The following is a 15,257-nucleotide window of genomic DNA, read 5'->3' as shown; positions in this document are numbered from 1 at the left end:
CAAAGGTGACACGATGTGCTCATCGTGTCACCGAGATTAATGATTGCGTCGTACGACGAAGTCGAGAAGCTCCCGTAAAAGCGGGGCCTCGACCGAAAGTTCGGCCAGTGCGGCCTCACTTTCCGTGACTTCTTGTTCCAGCGCTTTTTTCGCTCCATCGAGACCGAGCAGTTTCGGATACGTCGCTTTATCGTTTCCTTCGTCCGAACCGACCCGCTTCCCGATGAGCGCCTCGTCTCCTTCGACGTCTAAAATATCATCTTGGATTTGGAAGGCGACCCCGAGGTGTTTTCCGAACCGTGCGAGCGCCTGACGATCCGTCTCGGAAGCGTCCGAAAGGATGGCCCCCGCTTCAAGGGCATACACGAGAAGCGCCCCAGTCTTCCGTTCATGGATCGATTGCAGAGTCGACAGTGTCACACCGCTCCGTTTTTCAGCGAGCATGTCATCGAGCTGACCGCCGACCATGCCGGCGCTGCCTGCCGCTTCACTGAACCGTGTCATGAGGGCGACGACTTTCGTCGCTTCCAAATCGGCCCGTGCGATGAGATGAAACGCATCCGTCAGCAAGGCGTCGCCTGCGAGAATCGCCGTCGCCTCATCGAACTGACGATGGTTCGTCGGACGCCCGCGACGGACGTCATCGTCATCCATCGCCGGAAGGTCATCATGGATGAGCGAGTAGGTGTGGACCATCTCGAGGGCGACGGCCGCTTCATGCCCGAGCGCCCGCGGACGGCCATATGTATCGAGGACGGCATAAAGAAGGGCCGGACGAATCCGTTTCCCCCCCGCCTCGAGGGAGTATGTCATCGATTGAAACAAGCGCTCCGGCATCAGAGACGAATCGAGCAAGCGACGCGTCGCCTGTTCGACCTCTTCTTTCCATGCCTGTAGATGGACCTGCACGCTCATACGGTCCCTCCTTTTTCACGGAGCGTCCCGTCGAGTTCAAGAATTTCGTCCATTTTTTGTTCCGCCGCCGTCAATTTGGTCTGACAGAGGGCAGACAATCGTACGCCTTCCTCGTAAAGGGTCATCGCTTCTTCAAGGGCGACTTCTCCCGTCTCGAGTTGTGTCACGATTTCCTCGAGCCGGGCGAGCGCCGCTTCAAACGTCAGTTCTTCTTGTTTCTTCGCCATCGTGTCTCTCCTTCACTTCCGCGACGGCATGGCCATCCCGAAATCGGATCGTCACCAGGCCGTCATGTAGTTGTTTGACATCTTTCACGTACGTCCCGTCCTGTTCGACGAACGTGTATCCTCTCGCGAGCACGGCGAGCGGGCTGACAGATTGCAATCGTCCTGCCAACTGTGCGAATTGACCCGCCGGTCTCTCGAGAGGTCGAATGCGTTCTAACCGTCCTTCATATTGCCGGAAACGGTCGTCTTGCGTTCGGAACACTTGCATCAGATTGCGGACGTCGAGGCGTTGGGACGACGCTGCGAAACGGTGCCGCGCGTGCGTCACTTGTTTCGTGGCACTCTGTTCGAGCCGAATCTCGGCCTGGGCGAACCGCTCTCGCTTTTGAATGATCGTATAGCGGGGCGACTTGAGGCCGTAACTGTTTTTCATGCGCTCGACACGTTCGCGAAGCGAGGCCATTTGCGTCGTCACGACCCGCGTGAGTGCGCGACTTAAACGCTCCACATCTTTTCGTTGCGCTTCGATCGTTGCCGTCGCGAGCTCCGCCGCTGCTGTCGGAGTGGCAGCCCGTACGTCGGCGACGAAATCAGCCAACGTAAAATCTGTCTCGTGACCGACGGCCGAAATGACAGGAATCTCGGAGTGGTAAATCGCTTCAACCACGACATCCTCGTTGAACGCCCACAATTCCTCGATCGATCCACCTCCGCGTCCGACAATCAATACATCGCAGTCGGTGCGTTCATTCATCCACCGAATCGCACTCGCCACTTGTGGAGCGGCTTGTTCACCTTGGACTGCGACAGGAGCGAACGTGATGGCCACGTGCGGTGCCCGCCGTCTAAGCGTCGTCGCGATATCGTGCAAGGCTGCGCCTTTCGGAGACGTGATGATCCCGATGCGCTCAGGGAAAGCCGGTAGCAGACGTTTCCGTTCCGCCGCGAACCAGCCTTTCGCCTCGAGCTCACGTTTCCTTGCCTCATAGCGTTCGAACAAGATGCCGATGCCGTCTTGCCGCATGAGCTCGACGTACAATTGAACATCACCGGTCGACTCATACATCGTCACTCGAGCGACGACGACCACGTTCATCCCGTCCGTAGGTTCAAAGTTGAGCGTGCGGGCATCTCGTGAGAACATGACCGCCTTCATGCGGGACGATTCGTCTTTCAGTGTGAAATAGCAGTGCCCTGAGGCGTACCGTTTAAAGTTCGAGATTTCGCCGATGACGGCGACTTGTTGCAACACCGGGTCACCGTCGAGTTGACGTTTCACATAACGGACGACTTCAGAGACTTGAATCGGATTAGCCACGTGAGGCGACCTCGACCGTATTGTGCATGAGCATCGTGATCGTCATCGGACCGACACCACCCGGAACCGGGGTGATGGCACCAGCGACGTCGCGGACACCATCAAAGTCAACATCTCCGACGAGACGGCTGTCGACGCGGTTGACACCGACATCGATGACGATCGCTCCCGGTTTGACCATCTCGTTCGTGACGAGACCGGCCCGACCGACGGCGACGATCAAAATGTCGGCTTGACGCGTCATCGCACCGAGGTCGACCGTTTTCGAGTGACAGTATGTCACCGTGGCCGACTCGTTCAAAAACAGCATCCCGACAGGTTTCCCGACGATTTGGCTGCGACCGACGACGACGACGTGTTTACCGACGAGGTCAGTCTGTGTCTTGACGAGATGGAGAATTCCGTGCGGCGTGCACGGCAACAGTGTCTCGAGACCGAGCATCATCTTCCCGACGTTGGTCGGATGGAACCCATCCACATCCTTGTCTGGCGAGATGCGCATGATGACACGGTTCTCATCGATATGCTTCGGTAGCGGCAATTGAACGAGGATGCCATGGAGCTCGTCGTCCTCGTTCATCGAATCAATCAGTTCGAGCACTTCACGTTCCGAGATCGTCTCATCGAAACGAATCACTTGTGAATCGATCCCGATCTCAGCTGCTGCCCGTTCTTTACCCCGGACGTAGCTGTGGCTCGCCGGATCATCCCCGATTAAAATGACTTTCAGTTTCGGAACGATGCCGCGCGCACGAAGCGCACTGACCCGTTCTTTCAACGTTTCCCGATATGATGCTGCGATTTGTTTCCCGTCGATCACTACTGCCATCTCTCTCATCCCCCGTTGTTTTAGGTTTCTCTGTAGTTGGTGTGGTGTCTTCTCTATTTGTATGACGCGTTTCTCTCTCTTCGTTTACGCTTTGATAATGTTGCCGAGGACGCCGTTGACGAGCTTGGCCGCTTCTTCGTCGGCGAACGACTTGGCGAGTTCGACCGCCTCGTTGATCGTCACTTTGTCCGGAATCGTCTCGACATAGAGCAACTCGTACGTCGCCATGCGGAGAATCGTCCGCTCGACGTTGCCGAGGCGATCGAGTCTCCAGTTTTTCAAGTTTTCGACGAGCAGTTCGTCAATTTCGTCTTTCTTTTCTAACGTCTCAACGACGAGTTGTTCGTAGAATGGATCCGAATCCATACCGTCGAGGGCGAATTCGATGGCCTCGTCCACCTCAAGTTTTGATACTTCGATTTGAAAAAGCGTTTGAATCGCTTTCTCTCGTGCTTCATGACGTTTCATTCAGATACTCTCCTTTTGCATGCTTTCATTGTGATAGTTTAGCATAAAGCCTCCATAAATTCAGTACAAAAAACCAGGAAGCCCAAATAATGTTCGGGCTTCCTGGTACGGTTCATTTTGTGAGCGTCATTTCTTTTTCGACAAATTTCGTGTCGAACGCGCCCGCTCGGAAACGTTCGTGCGCCATGACTTGTTGATGGAATGGAATCGTCGTATGAATGCCCGATACCGTGAACTCATCGAGCGCGCGAAGCATCTTCGCGATCGCCTCTTCTCGCGTCGGGGCATGGACGATCAACTTCGCCACCATCGAATCATAGAACGGCGGGATGACCGCACCTGCGAACAGACCGCTGTCGACCCGGACACCCATACCGCCCGGCACGATGTACTGATCAATTTTCCCAGCCATCGGACGGAAGTCAGCAAACGGGTCCTCGGCGTTGATGCGGCACTCGATCGAGTGTCCGCTGAACGTGATGTCGGCTTGACTGATCGCGAGCGGATGACCGAGCGCGACCTCGAGTTGTGCTTGGACGAGGTCGAAGCCGGTGATCATCTCGGTGACCGGATGTTCGACTTGGATTCGCGTGTTCATTTCCATGAAATAGAACTCGTTCGACTCCGGGACGTAGATGAACTCGATCGTACCGGCACCAGAATAACGGATCGCTTTGGCCGCTTTCACGGCCGCATCTCCCATCGCTTGGCGCGTCGCCTCATCGATCGCCGGCGACGGTGCCTCCTCGATCAGCTTCTGCATCCGGCGCTGAATCGTGCAGTCACGTTCTCCGAGATGGATGACGTTGCCGTACTGGTCGGCGAGCACTTGCACCTCGACGTGGCGGAACGACTCAATGTACTTCTCGAGATAGACGTCGCCGTTGCCGAACGCCTGCTTCGCTTCTTTACGAGTATCCGTGAGCCCTTTGACAAGCTCTGTCTCATCATAGGCGACACGGATTCCGCGTCCACCGCCTCCGGCCGTCGCTTTGATGATGACCGGATAACCGATTTCACGGGCGAGTTCGACCGCTTCCTCATCGGTCACGACACCGCTCGATCCCGGGACGACCGGAACGCCCGACTCGATCATCGTTCGCTTCGCTTCGTCTTTAATGCCCATCTTCCGAATCGCATAACTGCTCGGTCCAACGAATTGGATGCCGCACGCCTCGCTCATCTCGGCGAATTCGGCGTTTTCGGCCAAGAAGCCGTACCCCGGATGAATCATCGTCGCATCGACCGCACAAGCGACCGATAGGATGTTCGGGATATTCAAGTATGAGTCTTTGGACGGGTTCGGTCCGATGCAGTACGCCTCGTCGGCGAGACGGACGTGCAACGCTTCACGGTCGGCCTCGGAGAAGACGGCGACCGTCGGAATGTTCAACTCTTTCGCGGCCCGGATGATCCGGACCGCAATTTCTCCACGGTTTGCAATGAGTAGTTTCATAGACACCTCACTTCACGCTGAAGAGCGCTTGACCATATTCGACTAAATCGCCGTCAGCGACGAGCATCTCGACGATTTCTCCGCTGATTTCCGCCTCGACGTCATTGAACAGCTTCATCGCTTCTAAAATACAGACCACTTGTCCAGCTTCGACGCGATCGCCGACTTGGACGTAGGCCTCCTTGTCCGGTGCCGGGCGCGAATAGAACGTCCCGACCATCGGCGACGTGATCGTCCGTAGGTTGCTCGGGGCCGCTTCCGGTGTGACTGCTTGCTCCGTCTGAGCGGCCGGTGTAGGTGCAGCGACCGGCGCCGCTTGGGCGGCTGGTGTATGATGGGCGGCGAGTTGCGGGGCCGCTTCTTTTTTCAATGATAGTTTAAATTCTGACGTCTCAAGCTCCAGCTCGTGGACGGACGTCTGATCGAGCATTGTGATCAGCTCTTTAATATGTTCGATTTGCATGAAATAACCCCCTGTTTATACCTGGTACTAATCTCTACTCTACTATAACTGGTCAGACCAGTGAATGCAACGACAAAAAAAGGGCCCCTTCCGAAGAATGGACACCCTTTGTCTTACCCGTTATAGCGGCCCGTGAACTCGCCTGTGCGCGTGTCGACCGTTACTTTTTCGCCTGGCTCGATGAAGAGCGGCACTTGAATGATGTGGCCCGTTTCGACCGTCGCATTTTTCTTCACGTTCGATGCCGTGTCACCTTTGACGCCTGGATCGGCCTCGACAATCGTCAAGACGACCGTCGTCGGGAGCTCGATGCCGAGAATCTCGCCATCGTAGTCAGCGATGCTCACTTCCATGTTTTCAAGCATGTACGGGAGCGCCGCTTTCACTTGCTCGCCCGTGAGTTCGAGCTGCTCATACGACTCGGTGTCCATGAACACGTACGTGTCGCCCATCGGGTAGAGGTACTGCATACGCTTACGTTCGATGTGGGCACGCTCGATGCGCTCGCCGCCACGGAACGTCGTCTCTTGAATCGCCCCCGTGCGCAAGTTACGCATCTTCGTACGAACGAAAGCCGCGCCTTTACCCGGCTTGACGTGTTGGAATTCGATGACTTGCCAAATCGATCCGTCCGACGTTTTGACCGTTAAGCCTGTTTTTAAATCGTTAACTGATACCATGTTGATTTCCTCCTAAGATGAGCTGAGACTCAAGCCTCAATCGTAATTAACTCTTTTGGCGACTGCGTGAGACGGAAATTGCCAGTCTCAGTGATGACGATATCGTCCTCGATGCGACATCCGCCGATTCCGGCGATGTAGATGCCTGGTTCGACCGTGACGACCATCCCCGGTTCGAGCACCGTCTCCGAACGGAATGACAACCCTGGCGCCTCATGGACTTCCATGCCGAGACCGTGTCCCGTCGAATGCCCAAAGTACTCACCATAACCGGCTTCTTTGATCACATCACGCGTCAACGCGTCCGCCTCGATTCCCGTGATCCCGGCTTTCGTGCCTTCGACACCCGCGAGTTGTGCGCGGAGTACCGTATCATAGATGTTGCGCAACTCGTCTGAGATCTCTCCGACGGCGAGCGTGCGCGTGATGTCCGAGCAGTACCCCTGATAGTAAGCCCCGAAGTCGAGTGTCACGAGTTCGCCTGCCTCGATGACCTTATCACTGGCCACACCGTGCGGCAATGCCGAGCGATGGCCCGATGCAACGATCATATCAAACGACGACGAGTCGGCTCCTTGAGCACGCATGAACATCTCGAGTTCATTCGCGACCTCTTTCTCTGTCCGGCCCGGGCGGATAAACGACTGGATATGGGTGAACGCCGCATCCGCAATCGCCGCAGCTTCCTTCATTATCTTAATCTCTGACTCATCCTTAATCAAGCGTAGCTTTTCGACGATGCCTGATGTCTCGACGAGTTCGGCGTTGACGTCTTTTTCATACGTCCGGAATTGCCCGACCGTCATGTCATCTTGCTCGATACCGAGGCGTGCGACCGCTTCCCGGTCCACGACTTCTGCGACCGACTTGATGAGCGATGTCTTGTGTTCAATGATGTCGAACCCTTTCACTTGGCTCGCGGCCTGTTCCGTGTAGCGGAAGTCGGTGATGAAGCTCGCCGACTTTGGCGTGATCACAAGGACGCCACTCGACCCGGTGAACCCCGACAAGTAGCGGATGTTCTCCCGTTTCGTCACGAGCAATCCGTCAATTCCGTTCGCTTCTAGCTGAGCTTGCAGTTTGTTGACCCGTTCAATCATGTCGATTCCTCCAATGTTCGATCAGCGCCTGCAACGCGAGCGTGTAACTCGTCAACCCGAAGCCGCTGATGACGCCGAGACAGACGCCGGCGAGCTTGGATTCATGACGAAACGACTCTCGTGCATGCACGTTCGAGATATGTACTTCGACGACCGGGGCCTTGATGGCGGCGATGGCATCTCGAAGCGCGATTGACGTATGTGTATACGCCCCGGCGTTGAAGATGACCCCCGCATAATCGTACGCTTCGTGTAGCGCGTCGATCAGTTCGCCTTCATGGTTGGATTGGACGAACGTCAACTCGACGTCATCTGGCGCGGCGAGCAACAGCTCCGCCGTCAGTCCCTTCAACGAGACGTCACCATATACGTCCGGTTCACGTCTCCCGAGTAGATTCAAATTCGGCCCATTCAAGACGAGTATGTGCACAAGTCTTCCCCCCTGTTCGTCAAGTCGCCTCTATTGTAACAAATTTAACGGTTGTAGCGACAATTGACGTTCATGTGGTTTCGTTTTTTAGGTGAATCACGGTATAATTCAACTATATAACTGTAGGAATCGAGGAAATGCCATGAAAACTAAACCACTGATCCCCGTTGGAGGGCAAGCGCTTGTGGAAGGCGTCATGTTTCAAGGACGCGCCGAGAGTGCCTCGGCAATCCGCCGGAAGGACGGATCCATCGAGACGTTCGAGCAACCTCGCATCCTCGTCCCCTGGGTCCAATCGTTAAAGAAAGTCCCGTTCCTGCGCGGCGTGGTCGCCTTATACGAATCGCTCAAAAACGGTTCCGCCCACATGAACTTCGCCAGTGATCGCTATGACGTCGACCCGAGCGAGGACGAGGCGACGAAACCGGATGAGAAGAAACAGAACATCTTGATGGTCATCATGATCGCGGTCGTCGGGATCATCTCGTACGTGTTCGGCAAGCTGATTTTTAACGTCACACCGGCCCTGCTCGCCGCCATGTTCCAAAGCGTGCCCGCATTGTCCGGTCACGTGATTCAAAACCTCCTCGAAGGGGGAATAAAATTAGTATTGCTGCTCAGTTACCTCTATTTGATTTCCTTGACACCGCTCATTCGACGCGTGTTTCAATATCACGGCGCTGAACACAAGGTCATCAACTGTTATGAGTCCGGACGACCGATCACCGTCGACAACGTCCGCTCGAGCTCACGCCTCCACTATCGCTGTGGGTCAAGCTTCATCCTGTTCACCGTTTTCGTTGGCATCGGCGTCTATATGGTCGTCCCGATCGATCCGCTCTGGGTCCGACTCGTCAGCCGCATCGCCTTGTTACCGGTGGTCATCGGCATCTCGTTCGAGGTGCTCCAATTCACAAACCGTTTTCGTGAACATCGCTTCCTATCCGTCCTCGGCAAGCCGGGACTATCGCTACAGCTGTTGACGACGCGTGAACCAAACGATGAGCAAATCCGCGTCGCCATCGAGGCTTTCGAAACATGGGAACGTTCAGAACTAGGTCAACCGGCCGCGCAAAGAGAGGGATAAAGAGGAGGAAAGCACCATGATCAGACAAAGAATCGGTACGACCGCTGCCACGATCGTGTTCATCTTAGGCTTCATCGGAGTCGGACATATGCTCGCGACCGACCCCGGTCGCTTGTTCAGACAGTTGCTCTTCATCGGTATTTTCGGGTTAATCTTCTATGTGATTTACCGTGTGTTCATGGCTCCTAAAATCTCAGCCGAGGATATGCGGTACCGGAAGACCGCTCAGGCTTCCAAAAAACGGATGCAACGTCCCGGTGCGAACCCTAAAGTGAAACCGTCCGCGACGACGAAAAAGAAAGCGAAACCTGGTTCAAACGTGACGAAACTCTCGAAGCGCCCGGCTCGTTCGACGCATCGTAGCGACGCCCCTCACCTCACCGTCATCGAGGGGAAGAAAGGCAAGAAGAAAAAGAAAGCGAACATGTGAAAACGAACCAGATCGCCACGGGCGACCTGGTTCGTTTTTTATCGTGATTCGGAAGTCAGTCCGTTTCAACGAAACCGATATACGGTAGATTGCGATACTGTTCGGCGTAGTCGATACCGTACCCGATGACGAACTCATCCGGGATCTCGAAGCCGACGTAATCGGCGTCGAGCGTGACGAGTCGGCGGGCCGGCTTGTCGAGAAGTGTACAAATCTTCAATTGCCCCGGTTGATGTAACGTCATATGCTGACACAAGAATTTAAGCGTCTGTCCCGTGTCGATGATGTCTTCGATGATGACGACGTACTTCCCTTCGACATCGAGGTCTAAATCTTTCCGGAGTTGGACGTTCCCGCTCGAAGTCGATTTCTTCCCATAAGAAGACGTCGCCACCGTATCAAGTTGGACACTGCCCGTCATCTGTCTCATCAAATCAGCCGCAAAGACGAGCGACCCTTTCAAGACGGCCACGAGGACGATTGGTGTCCCGGCCGCATCCCGTTCGATTTGTTCAGCGAGTTCCGCCACGCGCTGTTTGATTTGTGCTTCGTCAAACAGTTTCCCTTTGATTTGAATATCCATCATGTCGGCGATTGTTCGCCGTCACCCCCTTATCATTCTTACCAGCACCCATTCTATCACAAAAACAACTCAAAAACAGACTAAAATTCAATTAAAACGTTTTATCGTTCGGTTCTAGAGGCGTTTTGATAAAAAAAGACCGCTCCCGAATCGATTCATCGGTCGCGGTCATCTAGACTCACTCATCGTCGTTCGTATTCAGTTCTTGAAACGCGCGAAACTGGGCCATCAGTTCGGGCTTATCTTCAAAAAATTCGACGAACTGGGTCATGCAGTCAAGCGTGTTCGAGCTCAAATGGTGCTCGATCCCTTCGACGTCCTCGTAGACATGGGCCTCGTCGACACCGATCAAACGTAAAAATGATTCGAGCATCGCATGACGCTCGACGAGTCGTTTCCCGATTTTTTGACCTTTTTTCGTCAACATGAGTCCTCTATATTTCTCATAAATCAAATAGTCTTCCCGGTCGAGCTTTTGCACCATTTTCGTGACAGAGGAGGGATGCACCCCTAAATGTTCGGCGATATCGGACACGCGGGCGTATCCTTTCTCGACCATTAGCAAATAAATTCGTTCTAAGTAATCTTCCATACTCGGTGTCGGCATGGGCGTAGCCTCCCCTTATGTTCCGTTCTGCAACCTCTATTTTAACGCAACCACCTAGAAACCGAAAGCAGAACAGGTAAATCCATCAGTCAATCATTGTCTCATGACCTTAAATTCTTTATAATGGATGTTGGTGAAACTTAATAGAGAAAGGGAGAACATCAATGGGAATCGAAACTATCCTCGTCATCATCCTATGGGCTGCGCTCATCGCATACATCGTCTGGCGTTTCTTGCCGGCACGCGGTTTGAAGAAAATGAAACAAGAAGAGTTTCGTGCGTCGCTCCGTAAAGGACAATTGATCGACGTCCGTGAACCGAACGAGTATAAGGGAGGCCACATCGTCGGCGCCCGTAACATCCCGGTCGGCCAATTGAAACTACGCATGAAAGAACTTCGCAAAGATCAGCCGATCCTCATGTATTGCCAAGGCAAGTCGCGTTCGAACCAGGCGGCCAAATTGCTTATGAAAAATGGTTATACCGACATTTACATGCTCGATGGCGGCTTCAAAAACTGGAAAGGGAAAGTCAAAAAAGGCTGACCCGGACCCATACGTCCACTCCTCACTCCGAGGAGGGACGTTTTTTTATTTCCAGAAAAATACCCGCTCACGAATAGTGAGCGGGTTCGGATTCAATTGATTGACGACGGTTGGCGTCGTTCGTATTTGAGCACTGGTTTCCGAGCCGCAAGCGTCTCGTCCAGGCGTTTGACGACCGTCGTATGCGGGGCCGTCTGAACGATTTCCGGATTCTCTTCCGCCTCTTTGACGATTTGGAGCATCGCATCGCAGAAGGCATCGAGCGTCTCTTTCGACTCCGTCTCCGTCGGTTCGACCATGATGCACTCCTCGACGTTGAGCGGGAAGTAAATCGTCGGTGGGTGATAACCGAAATCGAGCAAGCGTTTAGCGATATCGAGCGTCCGAACGCCGAGTGCTTTCTGACGTTTTCCAGACAAGACGAACTCATGCTTGCAGAACGTGTCATACGGCACATCGAACGCATCTTTCAAGCGGGCGAACATATAGTTGGCGTTCAATACCGCTTCGCGTGAGACGCGCGTCAACCCTTCCGCACCCATCGTCTTGATGTAGCTATAAGCCCGGACGTTGATCCCGAAGTTGCCATAGAACGGTTTGATGCGACCGATCGATTGCGGACGATCATAATCGAGCGTGAAGCCAGACTCAGAGCGGCGCGCGATCGGCGTCGGCAAGTACGGAATCAAATCGCGTTTCACCCCGACCGGACCAGAACCCGGACCGCCACCGCCGTGCGGCCCTGTGAACGTTTTGTGCAAGTTCAAGTGGACGACGTCGAAGCCCATATCCCCAGGACGGGCGATGCCTAGAATCGCGTTCGAGTTAGCGCCGTCGTAATACAGTTTGCCGCCGGCCTCGTGCACGACTTTGGCAATCTCTAAAATATCAGCCTCGAACAAACCGAGCGTGTTCGGGTTCGTCAGCATGAGCGCTGCCGTATCCGTCCCGACTTTCGCTTTCAAATCCTCCAAATCGACGAGCCCGCGCTCATCCGACTTGACCGTCACCGTCTCGAAACCGGCGACGACGGCCGAGGCCGGGTTCGTTCCGTGTGCCGAATCAGGCACGAGTACTTTCGTCCGTTCCATATCACCGTTGTGATGGTGGAACGCCTTGATGAGCATGAGACCGGTCCATTCCCCATGGGCCCCGGCTGCAGGTTGCAGGGTCACTTCATCCATGCCAGTGATCTCAGCAAGTTGTTCTTGCAGATCGACCATGAGCTCGAGCGCCCCTTGAATCGACTCGACCGGCTGCAACGGGTGAATATGGGCGAAGCCAGGAAGTCGGGCCATGTCTTCATTCACTTTCGGGTTATATTTCATCGTGCACGAACCGAGCGGATAGAAACCGGAGTCGACTCCGTGGTTACGTGTCGAGAGCGACGTGTAATGGCGTACGACATCGAGTTCAGACACTTCTGGCAGTTCGGCCGCCTCTTGTCGAACCATCGAAGCCGGCAAGAGCGTCTCCAAATCGACTTCCGGTACCGTCGGCGTCGGCAAATTGTAGCCAGTCCGCCCCTCACGTGACACCTCAAAGATAAGCGTTTGTTCGTGTTGCATCAGTTCATCCCCCCAACCACTTCAACAAATAAATCGATTTCTTCTTTCGTCCGAAGCTCCGTCGCACAGAGCAACATCTGGGTCTGACGGTCCGTTTCATACGTCCCGAGCGGCAAACCGCCGATGATACCATTGTCGAGCAGGTGACGCGATACTTGCTCCGCATCGATTCCGAAGTCGACAACGAACTCGTTGAACATCGGTCCCTCATCGATAACCGTATAGCCGGCCGCTTTGAGCGTTTCTTTCATGTAATGGGCCGTTTGAATGTTACGGACGGCCATGTCACGAATCCCGTACTTCCCGAGTGCGGACATCGTGATCGATGCTGCGAGCGCATTGAGCGCTTGGTTCGAGCAAATGTTCGACGTTGCCTTGTCACGACGGATGTGCTGCTCTCGGGCCTGAAGCGTCAAGACGAAGCCGCGCTTGCCATCCTCATCGACCGTCTGTCCGACGAGACGACCCGGAAGTTTGCGCATGAGCGCTTTTTTGACGGCGAAGTATCCACATGACGGGCCGCCGAAGCTTTGCGGAATCCCGAACGGTTGGGCGTCACCGACCGTGATGTCGGCCCCGAGCGCACCCGGCGACTCCAAAATCCCGAGCGCGAGCGGATTGCTCGAGACGACGAACAAGGCGCCGGCGTCGTGCGCTGCTTTCGCGAGGGCTGACAAGTCCTCGACGCGTCCATAAAAGTTCGGATATTGGACGACGAGACACGAGGCGTCCGTCAAATCGATGTCTGACACGTCGGTCAATCCAGCGTTAACGTTCGTATATTCGACCGCGAGCCCTGGCCCACCGGCATACGTCCGGATGACATCTTTCGCTTCCGGATGGACCGCTCCTGAGACGACGACACGTTTTTTCTTCGTATGGGCACTCGCGAGATACGTTGCTTCAGCGAGGGCTGTGATGCCGTCGTACATCGACGAGTTGGCCACGTCCATGCCCGTCAATTCGCAAATCATCGTTTGGAACTCGAACATCGCTTGGAGTTCACCTTGCGAGATTTCCGGCTGATACGGCGTATAGGCTGTATAGAACTCGGAACGGAGAAGCATGTGGTTCATGACGCTCGGAGAGAGGTGATCGTACATTCCGGCCCCGAGGAAACTCGGAGTCGATTTCGTGTGCACGTTCTTCTCGGCGAGCTTCGTCATATGACGAACGAGGTCAACTTCCGGAAGCGGCGCACCGATGGCCGCTAAAGAAGCCGTCTCCCGGAGCGATGCTGGAATATCTTCGAGTAGGTTTTCAATCGACTCGACGCCGATCGTCTGCAACATGTCACGCTCATCTTGCTCTGTCATCGGTAAATAACGAAACTCCATTCTGTTCATTCTGAATCCCCCTGTATCATTTACGTTTATAGAACGGTGTTGGCACTCGTTCGGCTTCTATTTTTTTCCCCCGAACTTCTACGATAAAGTGTGTCGTCTCCGCGAAACGGCGGTCGACACGCGCCCAGGCGATCGATTCGTTCACCGTCGGCGGCATCGTGCCGGTCGTGACGACACCAATCGTCTCCCCGTCAACTTCGACCGTTGCCCCTTGACGGGCGATGCCGCGCCCGAGCAAGCGTAAGCCGATCAAGCGGCGCGGGATGTCTTCTTTTTGCTTCACGAGGGCATCCTTACCGACGAAATCGGTATCGAGTTTGACGGCAAAGTTCAAGTTCGCCTCGAACGGCGTGACCGTCTCATCGAGCTCGTGCCCGTATAATGGCAAGCATGCCTCAAAACGGAGCGTATCGCGGGCCCCGAGCCCGCATGGAGTGACGTTTTCTGTTTCTAACGCCGACCAGATTGTGGCCACGTCCTCGGCCCGGGCGTATAGTTCAAACCCGTCCTCTCCCGTATAGCCACTGCGTGAGACGATGGTCGACACGCCGGCCACGTCGCCGGTCATGAACCGGAAAAATTTGATGTCTGCTAGCGGCAAGTCCGTCAAGCGAGCCAGCACGTGTTCGGCCATCGGTCCTTGAATCGCGATTTGACCATAGGCGTCAGACTCATCGGTCACCGTGACGTCACCCGTCACATACTGACGAACGTGGGCCACGTCTTTTTCGATGTTCGAGGCGTTGACGACGAGCCAAAACGCATCTTCATCGAGTCGATAGACGAGCAAATCATCGACGACACCGCCGTTAGGCAAACAGAACAAGTTGTATTGGGCCTGACCAATCTGTAATTTCGAGACGTCATTCGTGACGAGACGTTGCACGCTCTCGAGCGCATCCGGACCTTCGACCCGAATCTCCCCCATATGCGACACATCGAACATGCCGACCTCGTTACGCACCGCCTGATGTTCTTCTTTAATCGATGAGAACATGATCGGCATCTCAAACCCCGCAAAATCCACCATCTTCGCCTTTACGGAAATCAAATCATACAAAGGCGTACGTTTTAACGATACTTTCTCCATATTATCCCCCAATCCCGAACGTAAATAATGTAATGCGTGAAATATTTCGTTTTCTATTCCACTTTATCAATTTTTTATGGCTATGCCTAGCTAAAATGGGCAAAAATAAAGAGGA

General features: G+C 54.5%; 18 protein-coding genes. 3 read left to right on the top strand and 15 right to left on the bottom strand.

The genetic code is table 11. The features are described 5' to 3' along the window. Positions 1–36 precede the first annotated feature (36 nt). The 10 genes from KNP86_RS05385 to aroQ all read right to left on the bottom strand — a co-directional run bounded on the left by KNP86_RS05385 (position 37) and on the right by aroQ (position 7,886). Positions 37–915 carry a polyprenyl synthetase family protein gene (locus tag KNP86_RS05385; protein WP_034777978.1) on the bottom strand — a complete coding sequence of 293 codons (879 nt, stop codon included), beginning with the start codon at positions 913–915 and terminating at the stop codon, positions 37–39. Next, a complete protein-coding gene (gene xseB / locus KNP86_RS05380; RefSeq protein WP_034777980.1) occupies positions 912–1,142 on the bottom strand; it encodes an exodeoxyribonuclease VII small subunit in 231 nt (76 codons plus the stop codon). Before xseB ends, KNP86_RS05385 begins: the two co-directional genes overlap by 4 nt. After that, entirely contained in the window at positions 1,111–2,460 is a 1,350-nt protein-coding gene (xseA, locus tag KNP86_RS05375) for an exodeoxyribonuclease VII large subunit (protein ID WP_214753122.1), read from the bottom strand. The genes xseB and xseA overlap by 32 nt, the downstream gene beginning before the upstream one ends. Beyond that, positions 2,453–3,289, bottom strand: a complete 837-nt coding sequence (folD, locus tag KNP86_RS05370) for a bifunctional methylenetetrahydrofolate dehydrogenase/methenyltetrahydrofolate cyclohydrolase FolD (RefSeq protein ID WP_138859271.1) — start codon at positions 3,287–3,289, stop codon at positions 2,453–2,455. The genes xseA and folD overlap by 8 nt, the downstream gene beginning before the upstream one ends. Before the next feature lie 84 nt (positions 3,290–3,373). After that, positions 3,374–3,757: a transcription antitermination factor NusB gene (gene nusB, locus KNP86_RS05365; protein ID WP_034777985.1), complete on the bottom strand. Its 384-nt coding sequence runs from the start codon at positions 3,755–3,757 to the stop codon at positions 3,374–3,376. A gap of 112 nt (positions 3,758–3,869) precedes the next feature. Beyond that, positions 3,870–5,213 carry an acetyl-CoA carboxylase biotin carboxylase subunit gene (accC, locus tag KNP86_RS05360; RefSeq protein WP_034777987.1) on the bottom strand — a complete coding sequence of 448 codons (1,344 nt, stop codon included), beginning with the start codon at positions 5,211–5,213 and terminating at the stop codon, positions 3,870–3,872. 7 nt (positions 5,214–5,220) lie between these two features. Continuing rightward, on the bottom strand, positions 5,221–5,676 hold the full coding sequence (gene accB / locus KNP86_RS05355) for an acetyl-CoA carboxylase biotin carboxyl carrier protein (RefSeq protein WP_138859268.1): 456 nt from the start codon (positions 5,674–5,676) through the stop codon (positions 5,221–5,223). 113 nt (positions 5,677–5,789) lie between these two features. Then, on the bottom strand, positions 5,790–6,356 hold the full coding sequence (gene efp / locus KNP86_RS05350; protein ID WP_021067706.1) for an elongation factor P: 567 nt from the start codon (positions 6,354–6,356) through the stop codon (positions 5,790–5,792). Positions 6,357–6,385: 29 nt separating this feature from the next. Next, a complete protein-coding gene (locus KNP86_RS05345; RefSeq protein ID WP_138860291.1) occupies positions 6,386–7,453 on the bottom strand; it encodes a M24 family metallopeptidase in 1,068 nt (355 codons plus the stop codon). Next, the gene (aroQ, locus tag KNP86_RS05340) at positions 7,449–7,886 is read right to left on the bottom strand and encodes a type II 3-dehydroquinate dehydratase (protein WP_214753120.1); all 438 of its coding nucleotides are present in this window, start codon (positions 7,884–7,886) and stop codon (positions 7,449–7,451) included. Before aroQ ends, KNP86_RS05345 begins: the two co-directional genes overlap by 5 nt. A 142-nt stretch (positions 7,887–8,028) precedes the next feature. Between aroQ and KNP86_RS05335 the strand changes: the two genes are divergently transcribed. Further along, positions 8,029–8,973 (top strand): DUF1385 domain-containing protein, encoded by a 945-nt coding sequence (locus KNP86_RS05335; protein WP_214711441.1) that lies wholly within the window; start codon positions 8,029–8,031, stop codon positions 8,971–8,973. Between the two features lie 16 nt (positions 8,974–8,989). Continuing rightward, on the top strand, positions 8,990–9,403 hold the full coding sequence (locus tag KNP86_RS05330; protein WP_034777995.1) for an SA1362 family protein: 414 nt from the start codon (positions 8,990–8,992) through the stop codon (positions 9,401–9,403). Between the two features lie 55 nt (positions 9,404–9,458). On the opposite strand, the gene hpt is transcribed toward KNP86_RS05330, so the two are convergent. Both hpt and mntR read right to left on the bottom strand, forming a co-directional pair. After that, on the bottom strand, positions 9,459–9,986 hold the full coding sequence (gene hpt, locus KNP86_RS05325; RefSeq protein WP_034777998.1) for a hypoxanthine phosphoribosyltransferase: 528 nt from the start codon (positions 9,984–9,986) through the stop codon (positions 9,459–9,461). Positions 9,987–10,164: 178 nt separating this feature from the next. Continuing rightward, a complete protein-coding gene (mntR, locus tag KNP86_RS05320) occupies positions 10,165–10,593 on the bottom strand; it encodes a transcriptional regulator MntR (protein ID WP_034778001.1) in 429 nt (142 codons plus the stop codon). 164 nt (positions 10,594–10,757) lie between these two features. On the opposite strand from mntR, the gene KNP86_RS05315 reads away from it, so the two are divergent. Further along, positions 10,758–11,138 carry a rhodanese-like domain-containing protein gene (locus KNP86_RS05315; RefSeq protein ID WP_131436617.1) on the top strand — a complete coding sequence of 127 codons (381 nt, stop codon included), beginning with the start codon at positions 10,758–10,760 and terminating at the stop codon, positions 11,136–11,138. Positions 11,139–11,230: 92 nt separating this feature from the next. Here the strand turns inward: KNP86_RS05315 and gcvPB are convergent, their stop codons facing one another. From gcvPB to gcvT, 3 genes are read right to left on the bottom strand one after another with little or no spacing between them, the layout of a single operon-like run. Next, positions 11,231–12,706, bottom strand: a complete 1,476-nt coding sequence (gcvPB, locus tag KNP86_RS05310) for an aminomethyl-transferring glycine dehydrogenase subunit GcvPB (RefSeq protein WP_214753118.1) — start codon at positions 12,704–12,706, stop codon at positions 11,231–11,233. Continuing rightward, a complete protein-coding gene (gcvPA, locus tag KNP86_RS05305) occupies positions 12,706–14,043 on the bottom strand; it encodes an aminomethyl-transferring glycine dehydrogenase subunit GcvPA (RefSeq protein WP_214753398.1) in 1,338 nt (445 codons plus the stop codon). Before gcvPA ends, gcvPB begins: the two co-directional genes overlap by 1 nt. A gap of 25 nt (positions 14,044–14,068) precedes the next feature. Next, complete coding sequence (gcvT, locus tag KNP86_RS05300) at positions 14,069–15,142, bottom strand: glycine cleavage system aminomethyltransferase GcvT (protein ID WP_214753116.1); 1,074 nt, start codon at positions 15,140–15,142, stop codon at positions 14,069–14,071. Between the last annotated feature and the right edge of the window lie 115 nt (positions 15,143–15,257).

The organism is Exiguobacterium sp. s16, from assembly GCF_018618115.1.
Classification (GTDB): Bacteria; Bacillota; Bacilli; order Exiguobacteriales; family Exiguobacteriaceae; genus Exiguobacterium; species Exiguobacterium mexicanum_A.
The sequence above is the reverse complement of the archived record's forward strand: the minus strand, read 5'-3'. Positions and strand labels throughout refer to the sequence as shown.